This window comes from Streptomyces sp. NPDC008001, assembly GCF_042958085.1.
Classification (GTDB): Bacteria; Actinomycetota; Actinomycetes; order Streptomycetales; family Streptomycetaceae; genus Streptomyces.
In genome coordinates this window covers 91,814-111,027 of record NZ_JBIBIZ010000002.1, presented here as the reverse complement: position 1 = coordinate 111,027, position 19,214 = coordinate 91,814, and the positions used below count along the sequence as shown (strand labels likewise).

At 72.1% G+C, this 19,214-nt stretch carries 19 protein-coding genes; 12 read left to right on the top strand and 7 right to left on the bottom strand.

Annotation, left to right across the window (positions count from 1 at the left end; all coding sequences use genetic code 11):
- Positions 1–23: 23 nt before the first annotated feature.
- A complete protein-coding gene (locus tag ACFZCD_RS05455) occupies positions 24–1,391 on the top strand; it encodes an ATP/GTP-binding protein (RefSeq protein WP_391828152.1) in 1,368 nt (455 codons plus the stop codon).
- Positions 1,369–1,998: an RloB family protein gene (locus ACFZCD_RS05450; RefSeq protein ID WP_391828150.1), complete on the top strand. Its 630-nt coding sequence runs from the start codon at positions 1,369–1,371 to the stop codon at positions 1,996–1,998. The genes ACFZCD_RS05455 and ACFZCD_RS05450 overlap by 23 nt, the downstream gene beginning before the upstream one ends.
- A 65-nt stretch (positions 1,999–2,063) precedes the next feature.
- On the opposite strand, the gene ACFZCD_RS05445 is transcribed toward ACFZCD_RS05450, so the two are convergent.
- From ACFZCD_RS05445 to ACFZCD_RS05430, 4 genes are all read right to left on the bottom strand, one after another.
- Positions 2,064–2,510 carry a hypothetical protein gene (locus ACFZCD_RS05445; protein ID WP_391828149.1) on the bottom strand — a complete coding sequence of 149 codons (447 nt, stop codon included), beginning with the start codon at positions 2,508–2,510 and terminating at the stop codon, positions 2,064–2,066.
- 446 nt (positions 2,511–2,956) lie between these two features.
- On the bottom strand, positions 2,957–3,463 hold the full coding sequence (locus ACFZCD_RS05440) for a DUF2505 family protein (protein WP_391828148.1): 507 nt from the start codon (positions 3,461–3,463) through the stop codon (positions 2,957–2,959).
- 79 nt (positions 3,464–3,542) lie between these two features.
- Positions 3,543–3,947: a pyridoxamine 5'-phosphate oxidase family protein gene (locus ACFZCD_RS05435; RefSeq protein ID WP_391828147.1), complete on the bottom strand. Its 405-nt coding sequence runs from the start codon at positions 3,945–3,947 to the stop codon at positions 3,543–3,545.
- 32 nt (positions 3,948–3,979) lie between these two features.
- Positions 3,980–4,567 carry a Uma2 family endonuclease gene (locus ACFZCD_RS05430; protein WP_391828145.1) on the bottom strand — a complete coding sequence of 196 codons (588 nt, stop codon included), beginning with the start codon at positions 4,565–4,567 and terminating at the stop codon, positions 3,980–3,982.
- Positions 4,568–4,833: 266 nt separating this feature from the next.
- Here ACFZCD_RS05430 and clpB point away from each other — a divergent pair, with 266 nt between their 5' ends.
- Positions 4,834–7,491 carry an ATP-dependent chaperone ClpB gene (gene clpB, locus ACFZCD_RS05425; RefSeq protein WP_391828143.1) on the top strand — a complete coding sequence of 886 codons (2,658 nt, stop codon included), beginning with the start codon at positions 4,834–4,836 and terminating at the stop codon, positions 7,489–7,491.
- 112 nt (positions 7,492–7,603) lie between these two features.
- Here the strand turns inward: clpB and ACFZCD_RS05420 are convergent, their stop codons facing one another.
- A complete protein-coding gene (locus ACFZCD_RS05420) occupies positions 7,604–8,005 on the bottom strand; it encodes a hypothetical protein (protein WP_391828141.1) in 402 nt (133 codons plus the stop codon).
- A 181-nt stretch (positions 8,006–8,186) separates the two neighbouring features.
- Here ACFZCD_RS05420 and ACFZCD_RS05415 point away from each other — a divergent pair, with 181 nt between their 5' ends.
- Positions 8,187–8,738, top strand: coding sequence for a YbjN domain-containing protein (locus ACFZCD_RS05415; protein ID WP_391828139.1), 552 nt, complete (start codon positions 8,187–8,189; stop codon positions 8,736–8,738).
- 82 nt (positions 8,739–8,820) lie between these two features.
- Here the strand turns inward: ACFZCD_RS05415 and ACFZCD_RS05410 are convergent, their stop codons facing one another.
- Positions 8,821–10,035 carry a hypothetical protein gene (locus ACFZCD_RS05410; RefSeq protein ID WP_391828137.1) on the bottom strand — a complete coding sequence of 405 codons (1,215 nt, stop codon included), beginning with the start codon at positions 10,033–10,035 and terminating at the stop codon, positions 8,821–8,823.
- Positions 10,036–10,276: 241 nt separating this feature from the next.
- On the opposite strand from ACFZCD_RS05410, the gene ACFZCD_RS05405 reads away from it, so the two are divergent.
- The 3 genes from ACFZCD_RS05405 to ACFZCD_RS05395 all read left to right on the top strand — a co-directional run bounded on the left by ACFZCD_RS05405 (position 10,277) and on the right by ACFZCD_RS05395 (position 14,007).
- Positions 10,277–11,446, top strand: a complete 1,170-nt coding sequence (locus ACFZCD_RS05405; RefSeq protein WP_391828135.1) for an aminotransferase class I/II-fold pyridoxal phosphate-dependent enzyme — start codon at positions 10,277–10,279, stop codon at positions 11,444–11,446.
- Positions 11,447–11,848: 402 nt separating this feature from the next.
- Positions 11,849–12,370, top strand: a complete 522-nt coding sequence (locus ACFZCD_RS05400) for a DUF2617 family protein (RefSeq protein ID WP_391828133.1) — start codon at positions 11,849–11,851, stop codon at positions 12,368–12,370.
- Between the two features lie 53 nt (positions 12,371–12,423).
- Complete coding sequence (locus tag ACFZCD_RS05395; RefSeq protein WP_391828131.1) at positions 12,424–14,007, top strand: polyamine aminopropyltransferase; 1,584 nt, start codon at positions 12,424–12,426, stop codon at positions 14,005–14,007.
- A gap of 35 nt (positions 14,008–14,042) precedes the next feature.
- Here the strand turns inward: ACFZCD_RS05395 and ACFZCD_RS05390 are convergent, their stop codons facing one another.
- Positions 14,043–14,990, bottom strand: coding sequence for a helix-turn-helix domain-containing protein (locus ACFZCD_RS05390; RefSeq protein WP_391828129.1), 948 nt, complete (start codon positions 14,988–14,990; stop codon positions 14,043–14,045).
- Positions 14,991–15,065: 75 nt separating this feature from the next.
- On the opposite strand from ACFZCD_RS05390, the gene ACFZCD_RS05385 reads away from it, so the two are divergent.
- The 5 genes from ACFZCD_RS05385 to pyrE all read left to right on the top strand — a co-directional run bounded on the left by ACFZCD_RS05385 (position 15,066) and on the right by pyrE (position 19,047).
- Positions 15,066–15,692 carry a DsbA family protein gene (locus ACFZCD_RS05385; protein WP_391828127.1) on the top strand — a complete coding sequence of 209 codons (627 nt, stop codon included), beginning with the start codon at positions 15,066–15,068 and terminating at the stop codon, positions 15,690–15,692.
- A gap of 90 nt (positions 15,693–15,782) precedes the next feature.
- On the top strand, positions 15,783–16,433 hold the full coding sequence (locus ACFZCD_RS05380) for an NAD(P)-dependent oxidoreductase (protein ID WP_391828125.1): 651 nt from the start codon (positions 15,783–15,785) through the stop codon (positions 16,431–16,433).
- Positions 16,434–16,629: 196 nt separating this feature from the next.
- Positions 16,630–17,463 carry an SRPBCC domain-containing protein gene (locus tag ACFZCD_RS05375; protein WP_391828123.1) on the top strand — a complete coding sequence of 278 codons (834 nt, stop codon included), beginning with the start codon at positions 16,630–16,632 and terminating at the stop codon, positions 17,461–17,463.
- A 180-nt stretch (positions 17,464–17,643) separates the two neighbouring features.
- Complete coding sequence (locus tag ACFZCD_RS05370) at positions 17,644–18,480, top strand: aldose 1-epimerase (protein WP_391828121.1); 837 nt, start codon at positions 17,644–17,646, stop codon at positions 18,478–18,480.
- A gap of 24 nt (positions 18,481–18,504) precedes the next feature.
- The gene (pyrE, locus tag ACFZCD_RS05365; protein ID WP_179081539.1) at positions 18,505–19,047 is read left to right on the top strand and encodes an orotate phosphoribosyltransferase; all 543 of its coding nucleotides are present in this window, start codon (positions 18,505–18,507) and stop codon (positions 19,045–19,047) included.
- The last annotated feature ends 167 nt before the right edge of the window (positions 19,048–19,214 follow it).

Sequence of the window (19,214 nt, the reverse complement as noted above, 5' to 3'; positions counted from 1 at the left end):
CCCGCGGGCCGTACGGTGGTCGGGTGCTGCTGAGCTTCCGGGTCTCGAATCACCGCTCGATCAAGGAGGAGCAGCAGCTGCTCCTGGCGCGAGTGGACCACGCGGGCGAGACCGAGGCCGATGGTGAGCCCGGCGGTAGGACCGATGGCGAGGCCGGCAACAAGGCCGGCGGTGAGGCCGTCCCCATCGCGGCCCTCTTCGGCGCGAACGCCGCGGGCAAGTCCAACGTCGTGGACGCCCTGCACTTCATGGCCTCCCTGGTCCGCACCTCCCACCGGGACGCGGAGCCGGGCACGGGCCTCGTCCGGTCCCCGTTCCTGCTGGACGAGGAGAGCGCCGCCGCCCCGTCCTGGTACGTGGTGGACCTCGTCCTCGGCGGCGTGCGCCACACGTACGGCTTCGGACTGGACGACGAGCGGATCCGCGACGAATGGCTCTACCGCTACCCCGGCGGCGGCAGACAGACCGTCTTCCAGCGCACGGGCGACGACATCCGCTTCGGCGACGCCGTGCCCAGGCCCGAGCTGGACCTCGTCCGCAGCATCACCGAGCCGAACGCGCTGTTCCTGACCGTCGCCGCGCGCTCGCGGCAGGCCGAGATCCAGCCGGTCTACGCATGGTTCATGAACGTCCGCTTCCGGGCGGGCGGGGCGCACGGTTCACCCGATCCGGGCAGCCTGCTGCGGCTGCAGGACCCGGAACGGGCCGAGAGCGTCGTCGCCCTCCTGCGCGCCGCCGACCTCGGCATCGAGGACATGGGCATCGAGGACTTCGACGCGGCGGAGGCCGGCGAACGGCTCTCCCTGCGCGGCTTCGCCGACCGCCTGCTGCGCGAACTGCGCCGCACCGAACTGTCCACGTGCCTCTTCACGACCACGACCGCCCGCGTCTGGGTCCAGCAGAAGGGCCGCGGCGGCAGCAGCATCCGGATGGGCCTGGAGGACCAGTCCCAGGGCACCCGCATGCTCTTCGACTACGCGGGCCCCGTCCTCGACACCCTCGAACAGGGCGGCGTCCTCATCGTCGACGAGGTCGACGCCAGCCTGCACCCGCGGCTCACCGCGCACCTCGTCAAGCTCTTCCGGGAGCCCGCGACCAACCCCCGCTCGGCACAACTCATCCTCACCACGCACGACGCGAGCCTGCTGGGCAGGTGCGGGGGCGAGGAGATCCTGCGCCACGACCAGATCTGGTTCGTGGAGAAGGACCGGAACGGGGAGAGCGCACTTTACCCCCTCTCCGACTTCGCACCGCGGGAGAGCGAGAACCGCGAGCGGCGCTACCTCGGCGGCAGCTATGGTGCGGTTCCGGTCCTCAATGACGAGCGGTTCGAGGCGGCCCTGGCCGCCAGGGGGAAGGCAGCGGCGGATGGCGAGGACGCCGAAGAGTAACGGTCGTTGGGCACGCCCCGCAGCGCCCGTCCCCTCCTTCGAGTCGAACGTCCTCCGCTTACCGGGCGGCCGTCGTGCCCGTGACCGCCTGCTGGTCGTCTGCGGTGCGAAGGCCACCGAGAAGGACTACCTCCTCGGCCTCGTCGACCACATCGCCAACCCCGCCGTCACCGTCCGCATCAGGACGAAGTCCTGCTCGCCGACCCAGCTGATCACGTACGCGGCCGGTGAGCGCGACCGCATCGGCGACGACTTCGACCAGGTCTGGTGCGTCTTCGACGTCGACCACTTCGAGGTGGCGTGCGCGGTCGCGCGCGCCCGGCGCGAGGGCATCCGCGTCGCGGTCTCCAACCCGTGCTTCGAACTCTGGCTGATCCTGCACTTCGCCGGCCACACGGCCCCCGTCCACACGTACCGCGAGCTGCTCCCGTACCTGAAGCGGCACGTCCCCGCCTACGAGAAGGCCCGCCTGGACTTCCGCGACTTCGAACACGGCTGGCCGGAAGCGGGCCGCCGCGCGCGGCGCCTGGCGGCGGCGGGCGAGGAGCACGTGACGAACCCGTCGACGGGCGTGTGGGCGCTGGTGTCGCGGATCACGACGCGGTAGGCGGGGCGGGGCGGCGGGCTGTCGGGCCCGGCCGCCCCGCGTGTGCGCGTGGCTGACCCTGCTGCCTAGTCCTCGTTGAGGGGCCCCACGAACTCCAGGGTGAACGTCTCCTGGAACTCCGGCTTCGGCTCCACGAGGGTGATCTGCGCACCACGGTGGCCGGCGCGGAAGGCGAGGTGCTTCTCCGTGAGGATCTTGACCCCGCCGAGGACCGACTCGAACGTGAACTTCGCCCACTCGGCGCGCGGAACGGCGTTGACCCAGAGCTTGTCCTCCTGAACCACGAGGCCCGCCGCCTCATGGTGAGCGAGGTGCATCATGTACGGCGCGCCCGGGATGGGCTCGCTGGGCTCGATGATCCAGTCCTGCTCGATCGGGAGCGGGTTCAGCCGGTCGGTGATGACGGGGGCGCCGTACTTAACGGCGTGCTCGGTGGCGGTGATCAGGGCGGACGGGCCGATGATGTGCGCGTGGATCTTGTAGATGCCGGGACGTACCGGGACAGGAGGCATGGGCGGACTTCCTCTCTCCAACGGCTTCCGGTACTCCTGACGCGACATCAGGAGACGCCGTCCACCATTGCGGCGCGGTGCGCCCTCGTACAGGACGGGATAACGCCAAGTCGACTACGGCGGGGATCGCTCGATCGCACATGCGAGTGGGTGTGGGCGGGGGCGATGGCTGAGATCCGTGGGTCGGCCGCGGGTCAGAACAGGCTGGCAGTCGGCGAAGCCGCGGGGCGAGGAGAAGTAGTTCCACCGATCGGCGAGCATCTGCAGCAGCTTCAGGCCACGGCCGTCGTCGGCGTAGGGGTGACCGGCCTGCGGAGCAGACCGCCCGGGTTTGGCGTCATAACCGAGGCGCGGCCTCTCCCGCGGCGCGGCACCCGCAGCGGAGGCCTCCCCGTCCTCAGGGGTGGGGAGGCCCGGAGCGGTCTCTGCGCTCGCTCAGCGCTCGCTCAGCCTTCGGCCTTGGCCAGGCGCTGGTTGAGCGCGTGGCCGAGCTGCTGCCAGTCGTTCCGGCTGTGCTTCTCGGCGGACGACTCCATGATGCCGCCGACGCCGAAGACCTTGCACTCGATGGTGGTCTCGGCGACGAGCAGGGTGCCGCCGTCGACCGCCGGCTCGACCCGTACCAGGCCCTCCTCCTTGATCTTGTCGGCCATGGTGGAGGGGATCCTGCGCCAGGTCCAGGTGAACCGCTTGGGGTCGAGGCGGCTCTCCTCGGTCTCCTTGAAGCCGGGGCCGAGGAGCTTCAGCACGGGCGCGGGGGCGTTCATGGGCGGGATGAGGGTGACCTTGCGTATGAGGTCGCCTTCCGGGGCGTCGTGCCGTTCGTCGACGGCCCACTTCACGTAGTTCAGCCGGTTCCGGTACAGGTCTTCGAGGAAGGCGTCGTCGGTGAGCAGCGCCCAGACCTCGGACGCCGGACCGTTGACGCTCAACTGCACGGTGAACTGAGACATGTTGACACGCTAGGCGCCGGCGTCCGGCCGTGTCAGGGGCACCGGAGAAGAGGGCGGCCCTCCTCCGCTCAGCTGTTCGTCAGACCAGCCCCAGGGCCTTGGTGACGGTGATTTCCACAAGGACCCGGTCGGGGTTGGGGGAGGGCATCCGCCCGTAGCGCTCGGCGTAGCGGTTGACCGCGTCGGCGATGGCGTCGGCCTCCGTACGGACGATCGCGCGGCCCTCCAGCGTGGCCCACTTCCGCTCGCCGATCTGGCAGACGGCGACGCGCGCGCCGTCCGGGCCGGCGGCCAGGATGTTGGCGACCTTGCGGCTGTTCTTGTTGGTGATGACGCGGGCGATCCCGGCCTCGGGGTCGAACGTGACGCCCACGGGCACCAGGTGCGGGCTGCCGTCGGGGCGGGTGGTGGTGAGAGTGCAGATGTGTCGCTCCCGCCAGAACGCGACGTAAGCGGGGTCCAGGTTGCGCAGGTCGTGGGCCATGCGGGAAGCGTAACGGCGCGTCCGCGCGAAGCTCAGCCGAAGTCGGACGTCTCCAGGTCGAACGAGAACGGCTCGGGCAGGGGGAGCGCCTTGCCATAGGGCACGGTGTGCGTCTCGGCGTAGTCCTGGGCCGAGGGCTCGCTGAAGAGCGTGACCGTCTCCTCCTCCCGGTCCACGAGCAGGTACAGGGGGATGCCGGCGCGGGCGTAGCAGTGGCGCTTGGCGATGCGGTCCCGCTCGGCCCGGCTGCTGGTGACCTCGGCGACCATGGCGACTCCGTCGCAGGGCATCCAGGGGGGTGCGCCGCGGAAGAGGCGCAGTTCGCGCGGGGCGAAGGTGGCATCGGGGATGGCGTAGTTCTTGGGGCAGAGGCCGCCGCGGGGGAGCTTCAGGCCCTTGTTCCCGGAGTACTGCATGCGAACCGTCGAGGCGTCGTACATCTGGGCGACGATCAGCTCGATGGCGTCCTCGTGATCGCCGTCCGGCGCTGGTGACACGACAATCTCCCCCTCGATGAGCTCGGCCCGGAACCCCTCGGGGGTCTCCAGGGCGAGGAAGTAATCCAGGAGGGTCTCGTCCTGCGTAGACGTTGCCTTCGGCTCGCATGCCATGGCAGTCATGCTGCACCTCCTTGTGGTCGAGAGGCCAGCATCGCCACCCGCAGGGCCCGGCAGGCGGTGAACAGGCGCCGTTCACACGTAAGGGAGTGCGTCAAACATATGTGCGGGCTACCCGGAGGCGGCCCGCCTCCCGGCGTCGGACCATGGAAGGGGTCCGAGTGGCCCCTGGCCTTCCAGGGTTGAGTGGAATAGGCTCAACTTAATGCAGGTTGGGCAGAGCAGGCCCGTAGCGCAAGGGCCATGAGAACAAGGAGGCGCACACCGTCGTGGATGCCGAGCTGACCAACAGGAGCCGGGAGGCGCTGAGCGGGGCCAGTGAGCGGGCCGTGTCGGCCGGGCATGCCGATATGACGCCCGCGCACCTGCTGCTGGCGCTGCTCGCCGGCCAGGAGAACGAGAACGTCATGGACCTGCTGGCCGCCGTCGAGGCCGACGCCGCCGCGCTGCGGTCCGGCGCCGAGCGGCAGCTGGCGGCCGAGCCCAGCGTGCAGGGCGCGACGGTCGCGCCGCCGCAGCCCAACCGCGACCTGCTCGCCGTGATCGCCGACGCGTCGCAGCGCGCCCGCGAGCTCGGCGACACCTACATTTCCACCGAGCACCTGCTCATCGGCCTAGCCGCCAAGGGCGGCCGCACCGGTGAGCTCCTGCAGCAGCAGGGGGCGTCCGCGCCGCGCCTGCTGGATGCGTTCGAGACCGCGAGGGGCGGACAGCGAGTGACCACCGCCGACCCGGAGGGCACGTACAAGGCCCTGGAGAAGTTCGGTACGGACTTCACGGCCGCCGCCCGCGAGGGCAAGCTCGACCCGGTCATCGGCCGGGACACCGAGATCCGCCGCGTCGTGCAGGTCCTGTCCCGCCGTACGAAGAACAACCCCGTCCTCATCGGCGAGCCGGGCGTCGGCAAGACCGCCGTCGTGGAGGGGCTGGCCCAGCGGATAGTGAAGGGGGACGTCCCCGAGTCGCTGCGCAACAAGCGCCTCGTCGCCCTCGACCTCGGCGCGATGGTCGCCGGCGCGAAGTACCGCGGCGAGTTCGAGGAGCGGCTGAAGACCGTCCTGGCGGAGATCAAGGCCAGCGAGGGCCAGATCATCACCTTCATCGACGAGCTGCACACCGTCGTCGGCGCCGGCGCCTCCGAGGGCGCCATGGACGCGGGGAACATGCTCAAGCCCATGCTCGCCCGCGGCGAGCTCCGCATGGTGGGCGCCACGACGCTGGACGAGTACCGCGAGCGGATCGAGAAGGACCCCGCCCTGGAGCGCCGCTTCCAGCAGGTCCTGGTCGCCGAGCCGTCCGTCGAGGACACGATCGCGATCCTCCGCGGGCTCAAGGGCCGCTACGAGGCCCACCACAAGGTCCAGATCGCCGACAGCGCCCTCGTCGCCGCGGCCACCCTCTCCGACCGCTACATCACCTCCCGCTTCCTGCCCGACAAGGCCATCGACCTCGTCGACGAGTCCGCCTCCCGGCTCCGCATGGAGATCGACTCCTCGCCCGTCGAGATCGACGAGCTCCAGCGCGCCGTCGACCGGCTGAAGATGGAGGAGCTCGCCCTCTCCAAGGAGTCGGACGAGGCGAGCAAGCAGCGCCTGGAGAAGCTGCGCCGCGACCTCGCCGACAAGGAGGAGGAGCTGCGCGGCCTGACCGCCCGCTGGGAGCGCGAGAAGGAGTCCCTCAACCGGGTGGGTGAGCTCAAGGAGCGCCTGGACGAGCTGCGCGGGCAGGCCGAGCGCGCCCAGCGCGACGGCGACTTCGACACCGCGTCCAAGCTGCTCTACGGGGAGATCCCCGGCCTGGAGCGCGAGCTGGAGGCGGCGGCGAAGGCCGAGGCGGAGGCCGAGCAGGAGGCCGCGGCGAAGGACCTCATGGTCAAGGAGGAGGTCGGCCCGGACGACATCGCCGACGTCGTCGCCTCCTGGACCGGCATCCCCGCCGGCCGCCTGCTGGAGGGCGAGACGCAGAAGCTGCTGCGCATGGAGGACGAGATCGGCAAGCGGCTGATCGGCCAGGGCGAGGCCGTCCGCGCCGTCTCCGACGCCGTGCGCCGCTCCCGGGCCGGCATCGCCGACCCCGACCGGCCGACCGGCTCGTTCCTCTTCCTCGGTCCGACCGGCGTCGGCAAGACCGAGCTGGCCAAGGCCCTCGCCGACTTCCTCTTCGACGACGAGCGGGCCATGGTCCGCATCGACATGAGCGAGTACAGCGAGAAGCACGCCGTGGCCCGCCTGGTCGGCGCGCCCCCCGGCTACGTCGGCTACGAGGAGGGCGGCCAGCTGACGGAGGCCGTGCGCCGGCGCCCGTACAGCGTCGTCCTGCTGGACGAGGTCGAGAAGGCCCACCACGAGGCCTTCGACATCCTGCTGCAGGTGCTCGACGACGGCCGCCTCACCGACGGCCAGGGCCGGACCGTTGACTTCCGCAACACCATCCTCATCCTCACCTCCAACCTGGGATCCACCTATCTGGTGGACCCGCTCCTCAAGGAGGAGCAGAAGAAGGAGAAGGTGCTGGAGACGGTGCGGGCCTCCTTCCGTCCCGAGTTCCTCAACCGGCTCGACGACGTCGTCGTCTTCCACCCGCTCGGCGTCGACCAGCTGGAGCGCATCGCCGCGATCCAGATCGACCACCTCCAGCGCCGCCTCGCCGACCGCCGGCTCGTGCTCGACGTCTCGCCGGAGGCCATGCGCTGGCTCGCCGCCCTCGGCCACGACCCGTCCGCCCCGGACGGCGCCGCGCCCGACCTCACCTACGGCGCCCGCCCGCTGCGCCGCCTGGTCCAGACGGCCATCGGCGACCAGCTGGCCCGTGCCATCCTCGGCGGCGAGATCCGCGACGGGGACACGGTGCGGGTCACCGTCGCCGTGGACGGTGACGGCCTGACGGTGGCACCGGCGCGCGAGGAGACGCTCGCGAAGGCGCTGTGACGCGCTGACGCGGTACGGCGACGCGCTGGATGCGTCGACACGATTCGGTACGCGCTGACGTCGGCGGGCCCGGCCGGGGGCTTCCCCCCGCCCGGCCCCGCCGGCGCGCGCCTCACACCTCGAACGCCTCCAGCGTGATCAGCGCCGTCCCGCCCTCCTCGTAGGCCGCCCTCACGTTCACGATGAGGGTGTCGTCGTCCGAGCGGCCGTGCTCGGCCGGGTGGTACTGCTCGACGCAGAGGTCCTCGCGGCAGTACTCCCGCTTGGTCAGCGGGCTCTCCCCGGGGAAGTTCTCGGCCATCCAGCCGGCCACGTCGCCGCGCGGCATCCGGAACGTGCCGTCCACCGACGTGTCCCTCCACGACCTCCTGGTGCACTTCCGGTCCGAGGAGTGCGCGGGCATCCGTGCCCCGCCCGCGAATTCCACGGCCTCCGAGCAGGAGATCCCTTCGCCGCCGGCGGCGCCGGAGAGGGCGAGGCAGGAGCAGCCGGCGGGAAGGAGGACCAGCAGCACGCCTGCGAGTCCGCACGTCACCCACGGCCACGCGGGCGTCCTCCGCCGGTTCTCGCGCGCCACGCCGTACCTGCCCTGTTGTGATCGATGTGCCGGAAGCCGATCAGGGTACGCGAGGGGTTGCGAGGCAGGGGCGGGTGTGAGGGAGGATGGCGGGAGACCGTACGAAGGGAATAACACGGTGAGCATCGACCCGTCCTCGATCCCGAACTTCGGGGGACAGCCCGAACCGCAGCCTGAGGCGGGCCCGACCGGCCCCGTCATCCCCGACCAGGACCTGGTCAAGCAGCTCCTGGAGCAGATGGAGCTGAAGTACGTCGTGGACGACGAGGGTGACCTCGCCGCGCCGTGGGAGCAGTTCCGTACGTACTTCATGTTCCGCGGCGAGGAGGAGCAGCAGGTCTTCTCCGTGCGGACGTTCTACGACCGCCCGCACGCCATCGACGAGAAGGCCCGCCTGCTGGAGGCCATCGACGACTGGAACCGCCGCACGCTGTGGCCGAAGGTCTACACCCACACGAATGACGACGGCACGGTCCGCCTGATCGGCGAGGCGCAGATGCTGATCGGCGTCGGGGTGTCCCTGGAGCACTTCGTCTCCAGCACGGTCAGCTGGGTGCGGGCCTCTATCGAGTTCGACAAGTGGCTCGTCGAGCAGCTGGGCCTCGAGGCGGACGCGGAGTCGGGCGACGACAAGCCGGACGACGAGCCGCCGCACCCGACCTCGGCGTGATCGCCTCCCGGCGGGGGCGTCGCTTGTGCGGCGCCCCGCGCCGGTGTGTGTTCCGGCCGACGACAGCCGGGCACCGCCGCCCCTACATCGGCATCCGCGCCACCGTCAGCAGATACGTTCCGTAGAAGAACGACAGCGCCGCCAGCGCCCCGACCACCAGCAGGACCGTCCGGGGCCGTGCCTTGGCCAGCGCCAGTGCCACCGGTACGAGCAGGGGGAACGCCGGCATCAGGAAGCGCGGCTTCGACGCGAAGTAGCTCGATCCGCCGACCGCGATGACGACGAGCACGACCGCGTACACCAGCAGGGCGGCGGGCGGCCGCGGCCGCTCCAGGACCAGGAAGGCCAGCGCGACGAGCGCGACGGCGATGACCGCGACCGTCAGGTAGTACGCCATGGCGTCCCGCCCGATGATCAGGTGCCGGACGAACCGCAGCGCGTCCTTCCCGAAGTCGAACCGCGAGCCCCACAGCCGCTGCACCTCGAAGTAGCCGAACGGGCCGTCCCCGGAGCGGAATCCGGCCCAGGCGACGTAGCCGGTCCAGCCCACCGGGGCGAGGGCCGCGCCCGCCCACACGCGCCAGTCCGCCCGGGCGGCCGCATCCCGCCGCAGCAGCAGCGCGGAGGAGCAGACGACGGCGGCGGCGACCGCGATTGCGTTCGGCCGGGAGAGACCGGCGAGCAGGGACAGCACCCCCGCCCACAGCGGCCGGCCGGTCAGGACGGCGAACAGGGACCATGCCGCGAGCGCGGTCATCAGCGGCTCGGTGTAGGCCATGGACTGCACGATGGCGTGCGGCAGCACCCCCCACAGGACCACGAGCAGCGTCGCCGCTTTGCGGCCGTACAGCCGTTCCCCGAGCGCGTAGATGCCCCATGCGGCAACCCCGGCGGACAGCCAGGCGACGAGCAGGCCGGAGCTGACGACGGTCAGTGGCGTGACGGTGGAGACGGCCCGCACGAGGCCGGGGAAGAGCGGGAAGAACGCCAGGTCGTTGAAGACGACACCGCGCGTGGTCGGCGAGGGCAGCACCAGCCCGTAGCCGTGCCGGGCGATCCCGGCGTACCAGATGCCGTCCCAGGAGTGGCCGAGCAGCGTGCGCGGGTGGCGGCCGATCCACCAGGCCCAGGCCGCCATCGTCGCCATGCCGGTCAGCCGGGCCGCCGCGTAGAACGCGAGCGCGGGCGCCGCCCGGCGCAGGGCTTCCCGCCCCCGCTCGACGAGGCGGACGCGGGCGTTGCCGGACGCCGGGCGCGGCTCCGGCGCCCGGACGGGCACGGCGGTGTCGGCTGACACGGGGGGACCTCCGGCATCCTCGGCCTCTCGGCCTCGGCCTGTGGGTCTGTTCGGCATCTTTGACCTTGCGGCGCCCGCCTCGCGCGCGCGAGCGGGAGCGCCCGTAAGCAGTGCGCCTTCCACCCGCTCGGCGGGCACCGCGGAGTGTCTGCGCGGTGCGCGGCGGACCGTGTGCTGTGCCCGCGCGCACCGGCCTGCCTAGGGTGAGGCAGCCTCGGTAACCGACCGGAAGTGGGATCGCATGAACAAGGCCTGGAGCCCCGCCGCCCGCGTGCAGGGCCTCGGCACCTCCGTCTTCACGGAGATGACGGAGCTCGCCCGGCGCACCGGCGCGGTCAACCTCGGCCAGGGCGTGCCGGAACTGTGCGCTCCGCCCGAGCTGCTGAAGGACGTCTCGGCGGCGGTCCTCGCGGGCAGCAACCAGTACCCGCCCGCCACCGGCTTCCCCGCGCTGCGCGGGGCGGTCGCCGCCCACCAGTCCCGGCGCTACGGCCTGGAGTACGACCCGCAGGACGAGGTGCTGGTGACGACGGGCGCGACCGAGGCCCTCGCCGCGGCGCTGCTCGCGCTGTGCGACCCGGGCGACGAGGTGCTGGCCTTCGACCCCTGCTACGACGCCTATCCGGCGGGTGCCCGCTTCGCGGGAGCGAAGGTGGTGGGCGTGCCGCTCGCCGCCCGCGACGACGTGTTCGTGCTGGACGCGGACGCGCTGCGGGCCGCCGTCACCCCGCGCACCCGGGTGCTGCTCCTCAACAGCCCGCACAACCCGACCGGCAAGGTCTTCACGGCGGAGGAGCTGGCCGTGATCGCCGCGCTGTGCAGGGAACACGGTCTGACGGTGGTGACGGACGAGGTGTACGAGCACCTCGTCTACGACGGCGGGCGGCACACGACGATCGCGGCACTGGCGGGCATGCGGGAGCGTACGCTGACCATCTCGTCGGCAGGCAAGACGTTCAACGTGACCGGCTGGAAGGTCGGCTGGGTGTGCGGGCCCGCGGAGCTCGTCCGGGCGGTCGGGGCGGCGAAGCAGTTCCTCACGTACGCCTCCGGCACGCCCTACCAGGAGGCGCTCGCGCGGATGCTGGGCGGCGTGGAGGACTGGGCGGCGGAGCTGAGGCGCACGCTGCAGCGCAACCGGGACCTGCTGAGCCGGGGGCTCACGAGCGCGGGATTGCGCCCCTATCGCGCGGAGGCGGGGTATTTCCTCCAGGCGGACATCCGCGCGTGGGGGTACTCGGACGGCGTGCGTTTCTGCCGTGAACTCCCGTCGCGCGCCGGGGTGGTGGCCATTCCCACGGCCGCCTTCAATCTGCGCCCCGATGCGCCGTCACATCTCGTGCGTTTCTCGTTCTGCAAGCGTGAAGAATCCGTGATTTCGGCGGTGGAGAAGCTGGTGAACGCCGCCTGACGGGGATTCACGGCCGTCCCGGGCTTGATCGCATATGCATCCGGCGGGTTCCCCCGGCCCGCCGGCCGTTCAATCGGCGGCCCGCCGGAGCCGCCTCCGGCAGGGTCGATGCCGCCTCCGGTCCGCAAAGATTCTGAACAGTTGAACTGCCCGGCCCTCGCGTGGATGGAAAGCACGATGAGATGGGTAAAAACGCTGTGGGCGCTGCTCATTCATGATTCCCTCTCATTAAGGCTCCGGGGAATCCCGTAATCACTGTCCTCGGACGTCCTCGGACCCCACGGAAACAGCTCATATGTGGGCATGAGCCGGCGCACTCGAAGACTTTGGTCCTCGTCCGAAGACTCTGGTCCTCCCCGGCGGGCCGGCCCACCCTCGACTGCCTGCTTGCGGAGCCGACCCATGCTCACCACCCTCAAGACCACCTACACCGACACCCGTGCCGCGGACCTCGCCTGGTGCCTGGGCAAGGACCCGCTGCCCGCGCTCGCCGTGCTCGACCTGGAGCTCGCCGGCTCCCAGGTCCAGCTGCGCCTGCTGGGCGCCTCCCACCAAGTGCTGCTGGAAGAGGGCGACGGCGTCTGCTCGGAGACCGTCGCCTGCCTGCCGGGCAGCGCCACCCCGCTGCCGCTGGGCGTCGCCAAGCGCATCGGCGCCTGGGAGTACGAGTTCGCGGCCCGGATAGAAACGCTCTCGCACGGCTCCTTCGCGGGCCGCGCCCAGGAGCTCCTCGCCCTGGTCGCCGAGCACCCCTACGGCCTGGCGGGCACCTTCCCGGGCAGCCCGCACGCCTTCACCGCGCTGCTCGCCCAGCGCTGCGACGGCCAGATCAGCTGGCGCACCTGGCACGCCTACCCCCAGGAGGGACGGCTGGTCGCCACGCGCACGAGAGTGGGCGTACGAACGGCGGCGGCCCTCTCGTAATAAACCCTTGTGGGTGACAAAGGGTTGCCGTTTCGTGACGTAGCGTTCCCAACATGATCTACCGCCCGGTACCGGCGCGGCTGCCCGTACCGGCCGGGCTCGGCCGCTTCGTGGTGCTGACCACCGTCTTCATCTGCGCCGCCTGCGGGCTGGTGTACGAGCTGGAGCTGGTCGCCCTGGCCTCGTACCTCATCGGCGACTCCGTCACCCAGGCGTCCGTCGTGCTGTCCGTCATGGTCTTCGCGATGGGCATCGGCTCGCTGCTCGCCAAGCAGCTGCGCAAGCGCGCCGCGCTGGGCTTCGCCGCGGTCGAGGCCTTACTGGCGCTCATAGGCGGCCTGTCGGCCATGGCGCTCTACGCCTGCTTCGCCTGGTTCGGTCAGGCGCGGCCGGCCCTGGTCGGCTTCTCCCTCGCCATCGGCGTGCTGATCGGCGCCGAAGTGCCCCTGCTGATGACGCTCATCCAGCGCATCCGCCGCCAGGACGCGGGCGGCGCCGTCGCCGACCTCTTCGCCGCCGACTACGTGGGTGCCCTGGTCGGCGGCCTCGCCTTCCCCTTCCTCCTCCTGCCCGTGCTCGGCCAGCTCACGGGCGCCCTGCTGACCGGTGCCGTCAACGCGGTCGCCGGCGGCGCGCTCGTCCTGTGGCTCTTCCGCGGCGACCTCTCCGTGCGCACCCGCCGGCTCCTCATCACCGTCAACGGCCTCGTCCTCGCCCTGCTCGCCACGTGCTCCGCCCTCAGCGGGCCCTTCGAACGGGCCGCGCGCCACGCCGTCTACGGCGGGGACGTCCGCGTGGCCGTCCGGTCCGACGTCCAGGAGGTCGTCCTCACGGGCGGCGGCGGGAGCGGCAAGCCCCTGTCCCTCTTCCTGGACGGCCGGCTGAGGGTCAACGGCAACGACGAGTACCGGTTCCACGAAGCACTGGTCCACCCCGCGATGGACGGCCCGCACCGCAGGGTCCTCGTCCTCGGCGGCGGCGACGGCCTCGCCGTCCGCGAACTGCTGCGCTACGGGGACGTCTCCTCGGTGACCGTCGTCGAAGTGGACCCGGCCGTCCTCCGCCTGGCCCGTACGGATCCCGATCTCGTCGCCCTCAACCACGGGGCGTTCCGCGACCGCCGCGTGCGGCTGGTGACGGCCGACCCCTTCGAGTGGCTGCGCGCCCGCCCGCCCGCCGAGCCCCCGTTCGATGTGGTGATCTCCGACCTCCCCGACCCCGGCAGCACCCCGAGCACCAAGCTGTATTCGCAGGAGTTCTACGGCCTGGTGGAGCGGTGGCTGGCCCCGGGAGGGCGGTTCGCCATCCACGCGGGCACGCTCGATGCCCGCCCGCACGTGTTCTGGACGGTCGACGCCACCGTCCGCTCGCTCGGCCTGTACAGCACGCCGTACCGCGTGGACGGCAGCGGCGCCCCCGGCGGCCCGGACCGCGGCCCCGTGCACGGCGGCCGTGGTGAGGACTGGAGCTTTCTGCTCGTCTCGCGGGAGCGGTTGCCGCTGGAGCTGCCCAGGGTGCGGCCGTGCCTGCTGTCCCTCACCGGCGGCAGGCTGACGGCGGCGGTGCGGCAGGCCGAGCACAGCCGCGAGCCGGGGCTGTTGCCGTCGACGCTGATGCATCCGCGCTATGGGGAGTGACGGCAGCCGCACGGATGCGGAGTGACGGTCGCGGGCTATGGGGAGTGGCGGTCTCCCTCTGCGGAGTGGTCACCGTGGTGCGGGGTGCGGCCCTGCTGCAGGCGGGCGCGGAAGGCGCCCGGTGAGCAACCCTCCCGGTGCTGGAAGAACTTGGAGAAGTTCGCCGCGTCGTCGAAGCCGATCCGGCCCGCGATCCGGGCCGCGGGCAGCCCGCTGTGCGCGAGCAGCCTCTTGGCCTCCAGCATCACCCGCCGGTCGATGAACTCCTTGGCGCCCACCCCGGCCGCGGCCGTCGTCGCGCGCGACAGGGTGCGTGCGGAGTAGCCGAGCGCGCGGGCGTAGTCGGCGACCCGGTGGCTGGTGGCGAAGTCCCGCTCGACCGCGGCCCGGAAGTCCAGGAAGGCGTCGCCCGGGGCGGGCATCCTGCTGCCGACGGGGGCGGTGAGGTGCGCGAGCCGCAGCACGAGGACGGACAGCAGGTGCCGCAGGACGTCGGTGTGCACGTCGGCCGGCAGGCCCGTGCTCGTACGGAAGTCCGCTTCGAGGTGGCCCACCGCGCAGAACACGGCCTCCCGGTCCTGGCCGACCGGCTGCCACACCACCGGCCGGAACGGGTCGTCCGCCACGGCGGCGACGGGGCTGCCGGACGGCAGGAAGCCCGGCTGGACGAGGATCACCGTGCCCTCGATCGCCTCCGGGTCGCCGAACTGCTGCACCTGTCCCGGGCGCACCCACAGCACCGAGCCCTCGTCCAGCCAGTGACCCGTGAAGTCGACGGTGTGGGCGGAGGCGCCCGAGCGGACGGCGACGATCTGGTGGAAGTCCAGCCGCTGCGGGCTGACCAGCAGGCCTTCCGGGGCCCGCGTGCGCAGCTCGGACACCGGCATCACCTCGACACCGGCCGGCGTGCCGGGCGGGGCCTGATAGGCGAGATCGATGATGCCGCCGCCACCGTCGTCGGCGGCCTGTCGCTTTTTCACCATGAGGAGACCCGAGCGTACCTGGTTGCGGCCGGAAAACGCCCTTAGCGTGGTCGTAACGCACAAGGAGTGAAAGACATGGCACGGCACAAGCTCACCTACGCCTTCGACGCCTACTGCGGCTGGTGCTACGGCTTCGGCCCGGCCGTCCGGGAGTTCGCGGAGGCGAACGCCGAGCGCATCGAGCTGACCGTGCTCAGCGGCGGGCTCTTCACCGGCCCGCGGGCCCGCCCGGTGTCCGCGTACCCCTACATCCCCCAGGCGGACGCCCGGATCGGCGAACTGACCGGCGCGGTCTTCGGCCCCGGCTACGCCAGGGCGTTCGCCGACGGCACGGCGGTCCTCGACTCGGCCGCCGCGGCGGCGGCCCTCGCCGCGCTGCGCGAGCAGGCTCCCGAGCGGACACTGGAGTTCGCGGGCGCACTGCAGCGCGCCTGGTACGTGGACGGACGCAGCCTGTCCGACCCGGAGACGGTGCGTGCGGTCGCGGCCGGGCTCGACGGCATCGACGCCGGCGCGGCGGTCGCGGCCCACGCCGACCCGGCCACCCGGCGCGCCGTGGAGGCGGAGTTCCGGGAGGTCCGGCGTCTGGGCGTCGACAGCTTCCCGACGCTGCTGCTGCACACGCCCGGCGGAGTGCGGCGGCTCGGCGGCCCGACGACCACCGCACGGATGCTCACGCGCGCCCTCGACCAGCAGCACTGACTTCCCCTACCGGCCTTCCACTCACTGGCCTGGAACCACTGGCCTCCGGCCGTTCCGTTTTCTGCACCGCACACCCACAGGAGAACCACCATGGCGAAGATCGCCCTCTTCGGCGCCACCGGCACCATCGGCAGCCGCGTCCTGCGCGAGGCCCTCGACCGCGGCCACCAGGTCACGGCCGTCGTCCGCGATCCCAAGAAGCTCACCGAGACCCACGCCAACCTCACCGTCGTCACCGGTGACGTCCTCGACCCCGAGTCGGTCGCAGCCGTCGCCCAGGGCCAGGACGTCGTCGTCAGCGCGGTCGGCGGCGGCGACGGTCCCGGCCACGTCGCGACCATCGAGCCCGCGGCGAAGTCGCTGGTGGCCGGTGTGCGGGCGCTCGGCGAGCAGGCGCCGCGGCTGATCACGGTCGGCGGCGCGGGCTCGCTGCGCACGCCGGACGGCAAGCAGGTCTGGGACGCGGAGGGGCTCCCCGAGTTCCTGCTGCAGATCATGCACGCCCACGGTGACGCCCTGGACTACTACCGCACGGTCACCGACGTGCGCTGGACCAACCTCAGCCCCGCCGGTCTCATCGAGCCGGGCGAGCGCACGGGCACCTACCGCACCGCCCTGGACGACCTCGTCGTGGACGGCAACGGCAAGTCCCGGATCTCCGCCGAGGACTACGCCGTGGCCCTCGTCGACGAGATCGAGGAGGCCAACCACATCGGCGAGCGCTTCACGGTCGGCGACTGACGCTCGTGACTGACGTCCCTGACTGACCTTCGTGGCTGACGTCCGCGACGGCCCGCAGCGCCCGTAACGGCGGGTGCTGCGGTAACGGCCCGTGGAGCCCGTAACGGTCCGCGGGCCCGGCGGTCACGGCGCGGTTGCCACGAAAATCCGTCCGGAGAGGCCCTGGTGAGGGGACCGGTGGGTAGGCTCGCTGACTATGGAGCATGAGGTGTTCGTCCCGTTTCCCGTCGAGGCCGTGCGCCGGGTCCTCGCCGACCCGGCGCGGGTGGCCCGGTGCGTGCCCGGACTGCAGCAGGACAGCGCCGACCCCTCCGGTACCGACGCGTCCGGTGCGGGCGGCGAGACCGTCGCCGGGCGCCTGCGGCTGCGCATAGGCGGCTCGACCATCACCTACCGGGGCCACCTGCGCCTGACCGAGCGGGAGGGCGGCGCGTACGAGCTCTCCGGCGAGGGCACCGAGGTGCGCGGCACCGGCACGGTGACGCTGTCGCTGCGCGGACTGCTGACCGAGGCGCCCGGCGGCGCGCGGCTGACCTGCGCCGGGAGCGTCGCCACCGGCGGCCGGCTCGCCGAATTCGACGAGAAGACGACGGAGACCACGGCCCGCCGCCTGCTGGACCGTTTCGCCGCCGCGCTGGTGGAGGAGCTCCGGGAGGACGCCGAGGAGGCGGCCGGCGACGGCCCCCGCCTGGAGGGCGGCAGCGTCTTCGACACGGTCGTTCCGCCGGCGTCCCTCGACCCGTCGGTGGACGACGACCTGACGGACGAGCTCGCCGACGACCTCGACGAGGACGATGTGGACGACGTGGACGACGAGCCCCCGGCCGAGGCCGCGCACGCCCGCCGCACGATGATCGGCCGCAGCGCCGAAGAGGTCGACCACGCGCCGCCCCGCGGCCGCTACGCCCCCGTCCCGGCCCCCGAGGCCGCCTCCGCCACGGCGACCGCCCTGCGCTGGGCGGCCCCCGCGGCGGCCGTGGCGCTCGCGTCGGCGGTCGTGGTGGGACGCGCGCTGCGCCGCCGCCGCTGACCGCCCCCGACGGCGCGGCGGCCTGGCGGCCCGGCGGGCTGGCGGCCTGTCCGCGGTGGCCGCTCCGCGCGGCGGGTGGCCGGGTGCCCTCGCCCGCGGGCCGGTTACCCACTTGCCCGCGGCGGTGGTTGACCGCGGTGGCGGATGCCCGCGGCGGCCGTTGCCCATAGGGTCGGAACCGTGACGAATGACGTACGCACAGATGACGCGAATGACGGGCCTGTTGAGACCGCGCAGGTCCGGCTCAAGGCCGGGGACGCCGAGCTCACCGTGGACCCCGCGAACGGCTGCCGGCTGACCGGTCTCCGCATCGGCGGGACCGAACTCCTGCGCCAGGGCGCCCAGTACGGCTCCTTCCCCATGGTGCCCTGGTGCGGCCGGATCGAGCTCGGCCAATTCCGCAACGGCGGCGAGCGGCACCAGATGCCCGTCAACCACCCGCCGCACGCCATTCACGGCACCGGCCGGGACACGGCGTGGCGTACGGCCCGGGCGGACGACTCCTCCGCCGCGTTCACCTACGACCTCGCCGACCCGTGGCCGTACCCCGGCCGCGTCACCCAGCTGGTCGAACTGGCCCCGGACGCCGTCACGCTCACCATGGGCGTGGAGGCGGCGAGCGACTCCTTCCCGGCGCAGGCCGGCTGGCACCCCTGGTTCCTGCGGAACCTCGGCGCCGGCGAGGACGTACGGATCGACTTCTCCCCGGCCTGGCAGGAGGAGCGCGGCGACGACCACCTCCCCACCGGCCGCCGCATCGACCCCCTCCCCGGCCCCTGGGACGACTGCTTCGGCATGCCCGACGGCGTCGACGTCACCCTCACCTGGCCGGGCGCCCTGGAGCTGAAGGTGGCCAGCCGGGCCGAGTGGGTCGTGGTCTACGACGAGCAGGAGGAGGCCGTCTGCGTCGAGCCGCAGTCCGGCCCGCCCAACGGCCTCAACACCCTGCCCCGCCTCGTCACGCCGATCGACCCCCTGGAGATCTCCACGACGTGGACCTGGCGCAGGCTCGCCTGAGCACAGGGGCACTGGCCTAAGCTCATGGGCATGAGCACGCGTGACGCCCTGCTGCAGCAGATCAAGGACAAGGCCGTGGTCCACGGCAAGGTGACCCTCTCCTCCGGCAAGGAGGCCGACTACTACATCGACCTGCGCCGGATCACCCTGGACGCCGAGGCCGCCCCGCTGGTCGGCCAGGTGATGCTGGACGCCACCGCGGACCTGGACTTCGACGCCGTCGGCGGCCTGACCCTCGGCGCCGACCCGGTCGCCACGTCGATGCTGCACGCCGCCGCCGCGCGCGGCCGCAAGCTGGACGCCTTCGTCGTCCGCAAGGCGCAGAAGACCCACGGCATGCAGCGCCGCATCGAGGGCCCGGACATCAAGGGCCGCCGCGTCCTGGTGGTCGAGGACACCTCGACCACCGGCGGCTCCCCGCTGACCGCCGTCGAGGCGGCGCGCGAGGCCGGCGCGGAGGTCGTCGCCGTCGCGACGATCGTCGACCGCGGTGCCGCTTCCGCGATCGAGGGCGCCGGCCTGCGCTACGTCACGGGCTACTCGCTGGGGGACCTGGGTCTGTCCTGACCCGTCCTGGGCCCGCACGGGCCTTTCCTGACCTGCTGTTTTCTTGCGGCGCCGGGTTCCGGGGGTGTGGTTTCACGTGAAACCGCACCCCCTGCGCATGCTCTGGCTCATATGAGCGTGGTGGACCTCATGTGGAGTAATTCGGGGAGTCTGGGAGTATGGGGGCG

What these genes read in the sequence shown, in the direction of transcription:
- ACFZCD_RS05440 (WP_391828148.1), bottom strand. Translation starts at nt 3,463, where the DNA reads ATGTCTCAGTTCACCGTGCAGTTGAGCGTCAACGGTCCGGCGTCCGAG.
- ACFZCD_RS05380 (WP_391828125.1), top strand. Translation starts at nt 15,783, where the DNA reads ATGGCGAAGATCGCCCTCTTCGGCGCCACCGGCACCATCGGCAGCCGC.
- ACFZCD_RS05395 (WP_391828131.1), top strand. Translation starts at nt 12,424, where the DNA reads ATGATCTACCGCCCGGTACCGGCGCGGCTGCCCGTACCGGCCGGGCTC.
- ACFZCD_RS05435 (WP_391828147.1), bottom strand. Translation starts at nt 3,947, where the DNA reads ATGGCCCACGACCTGCGCAACCTGGACCCCGCTTACGTCGCGTTCTGG.
- ACFZCD_RS05450 (WP_391828150.1), top strand. Translation starts at nt 1,369, where the DNA reads ATGGCGAGGACGCCGAAGAGTAACGGTCGTTGGGCACGCCCCGCAGCG.
- pyrE (WP_179081539.1), top strand. Translation starts at nt 18,505, where the DNA reads ATGGGCATGAGCACGCGTGACGCCCTGCTGCAGCAGATCAAGGACAAG.
- ACFZCD_RS05385 (WP_391828127.1), top strand. Translation starts at nt 15,066, where the DNA reads ATGGCACGGCACAAGCTCACCTACGCCTTCGACGCCTACTGCGGCTGG.
- ACFZCD_RS05405 (WP_391828135.1), top strand. Translation starts at nt 10,277, where the DNA reads ATGAACAAGGCCTGGAGCCCCGCCGCCCGCGTGCAGGGCCTCGGCACC.
- ACFZCD_RS05375 (WP_391828123.1), top strand. Translation starts at nt 16,630, where the DNA reads ATGGAGCATGAGGTGTTCGTCCCGTTTCCCGTCGAGGCCGTGCGCCGG.
- ACFZCD_RS05390 (WP_391828129.1), bottom strand. Translation starts at nt 14,990, where the DNA reads ATGGTGAAAAAGCGACAGGCCGCCGACGACGGTGGCGGCGGCATCATC.
- ACFZCD_RS05400 (WP_391828133.1), top strand. Translation starts at nt 11,849, where the DNA reads ATGCTCACCACCCTCAAGACCACCTACACCGACACCCGTGCCGCGGAC.
- ACFZCD_RS05445 (WP_391828149.1), bottom strand. Translation starts at nt 2,510, where the DNA reads ATGCCTCCTGTCCCGGTACGTCCCGGCATCTACAAGATCCACGCGCAC.
- ACFZCD_RS05430 (WP_391828145.1), bottom strand. Translation starts at nt 4,567, where the DNA reads ATGACTGCCATGGCATGCGAGCCGAAGGCAACGTCTACGCAGGACGAG.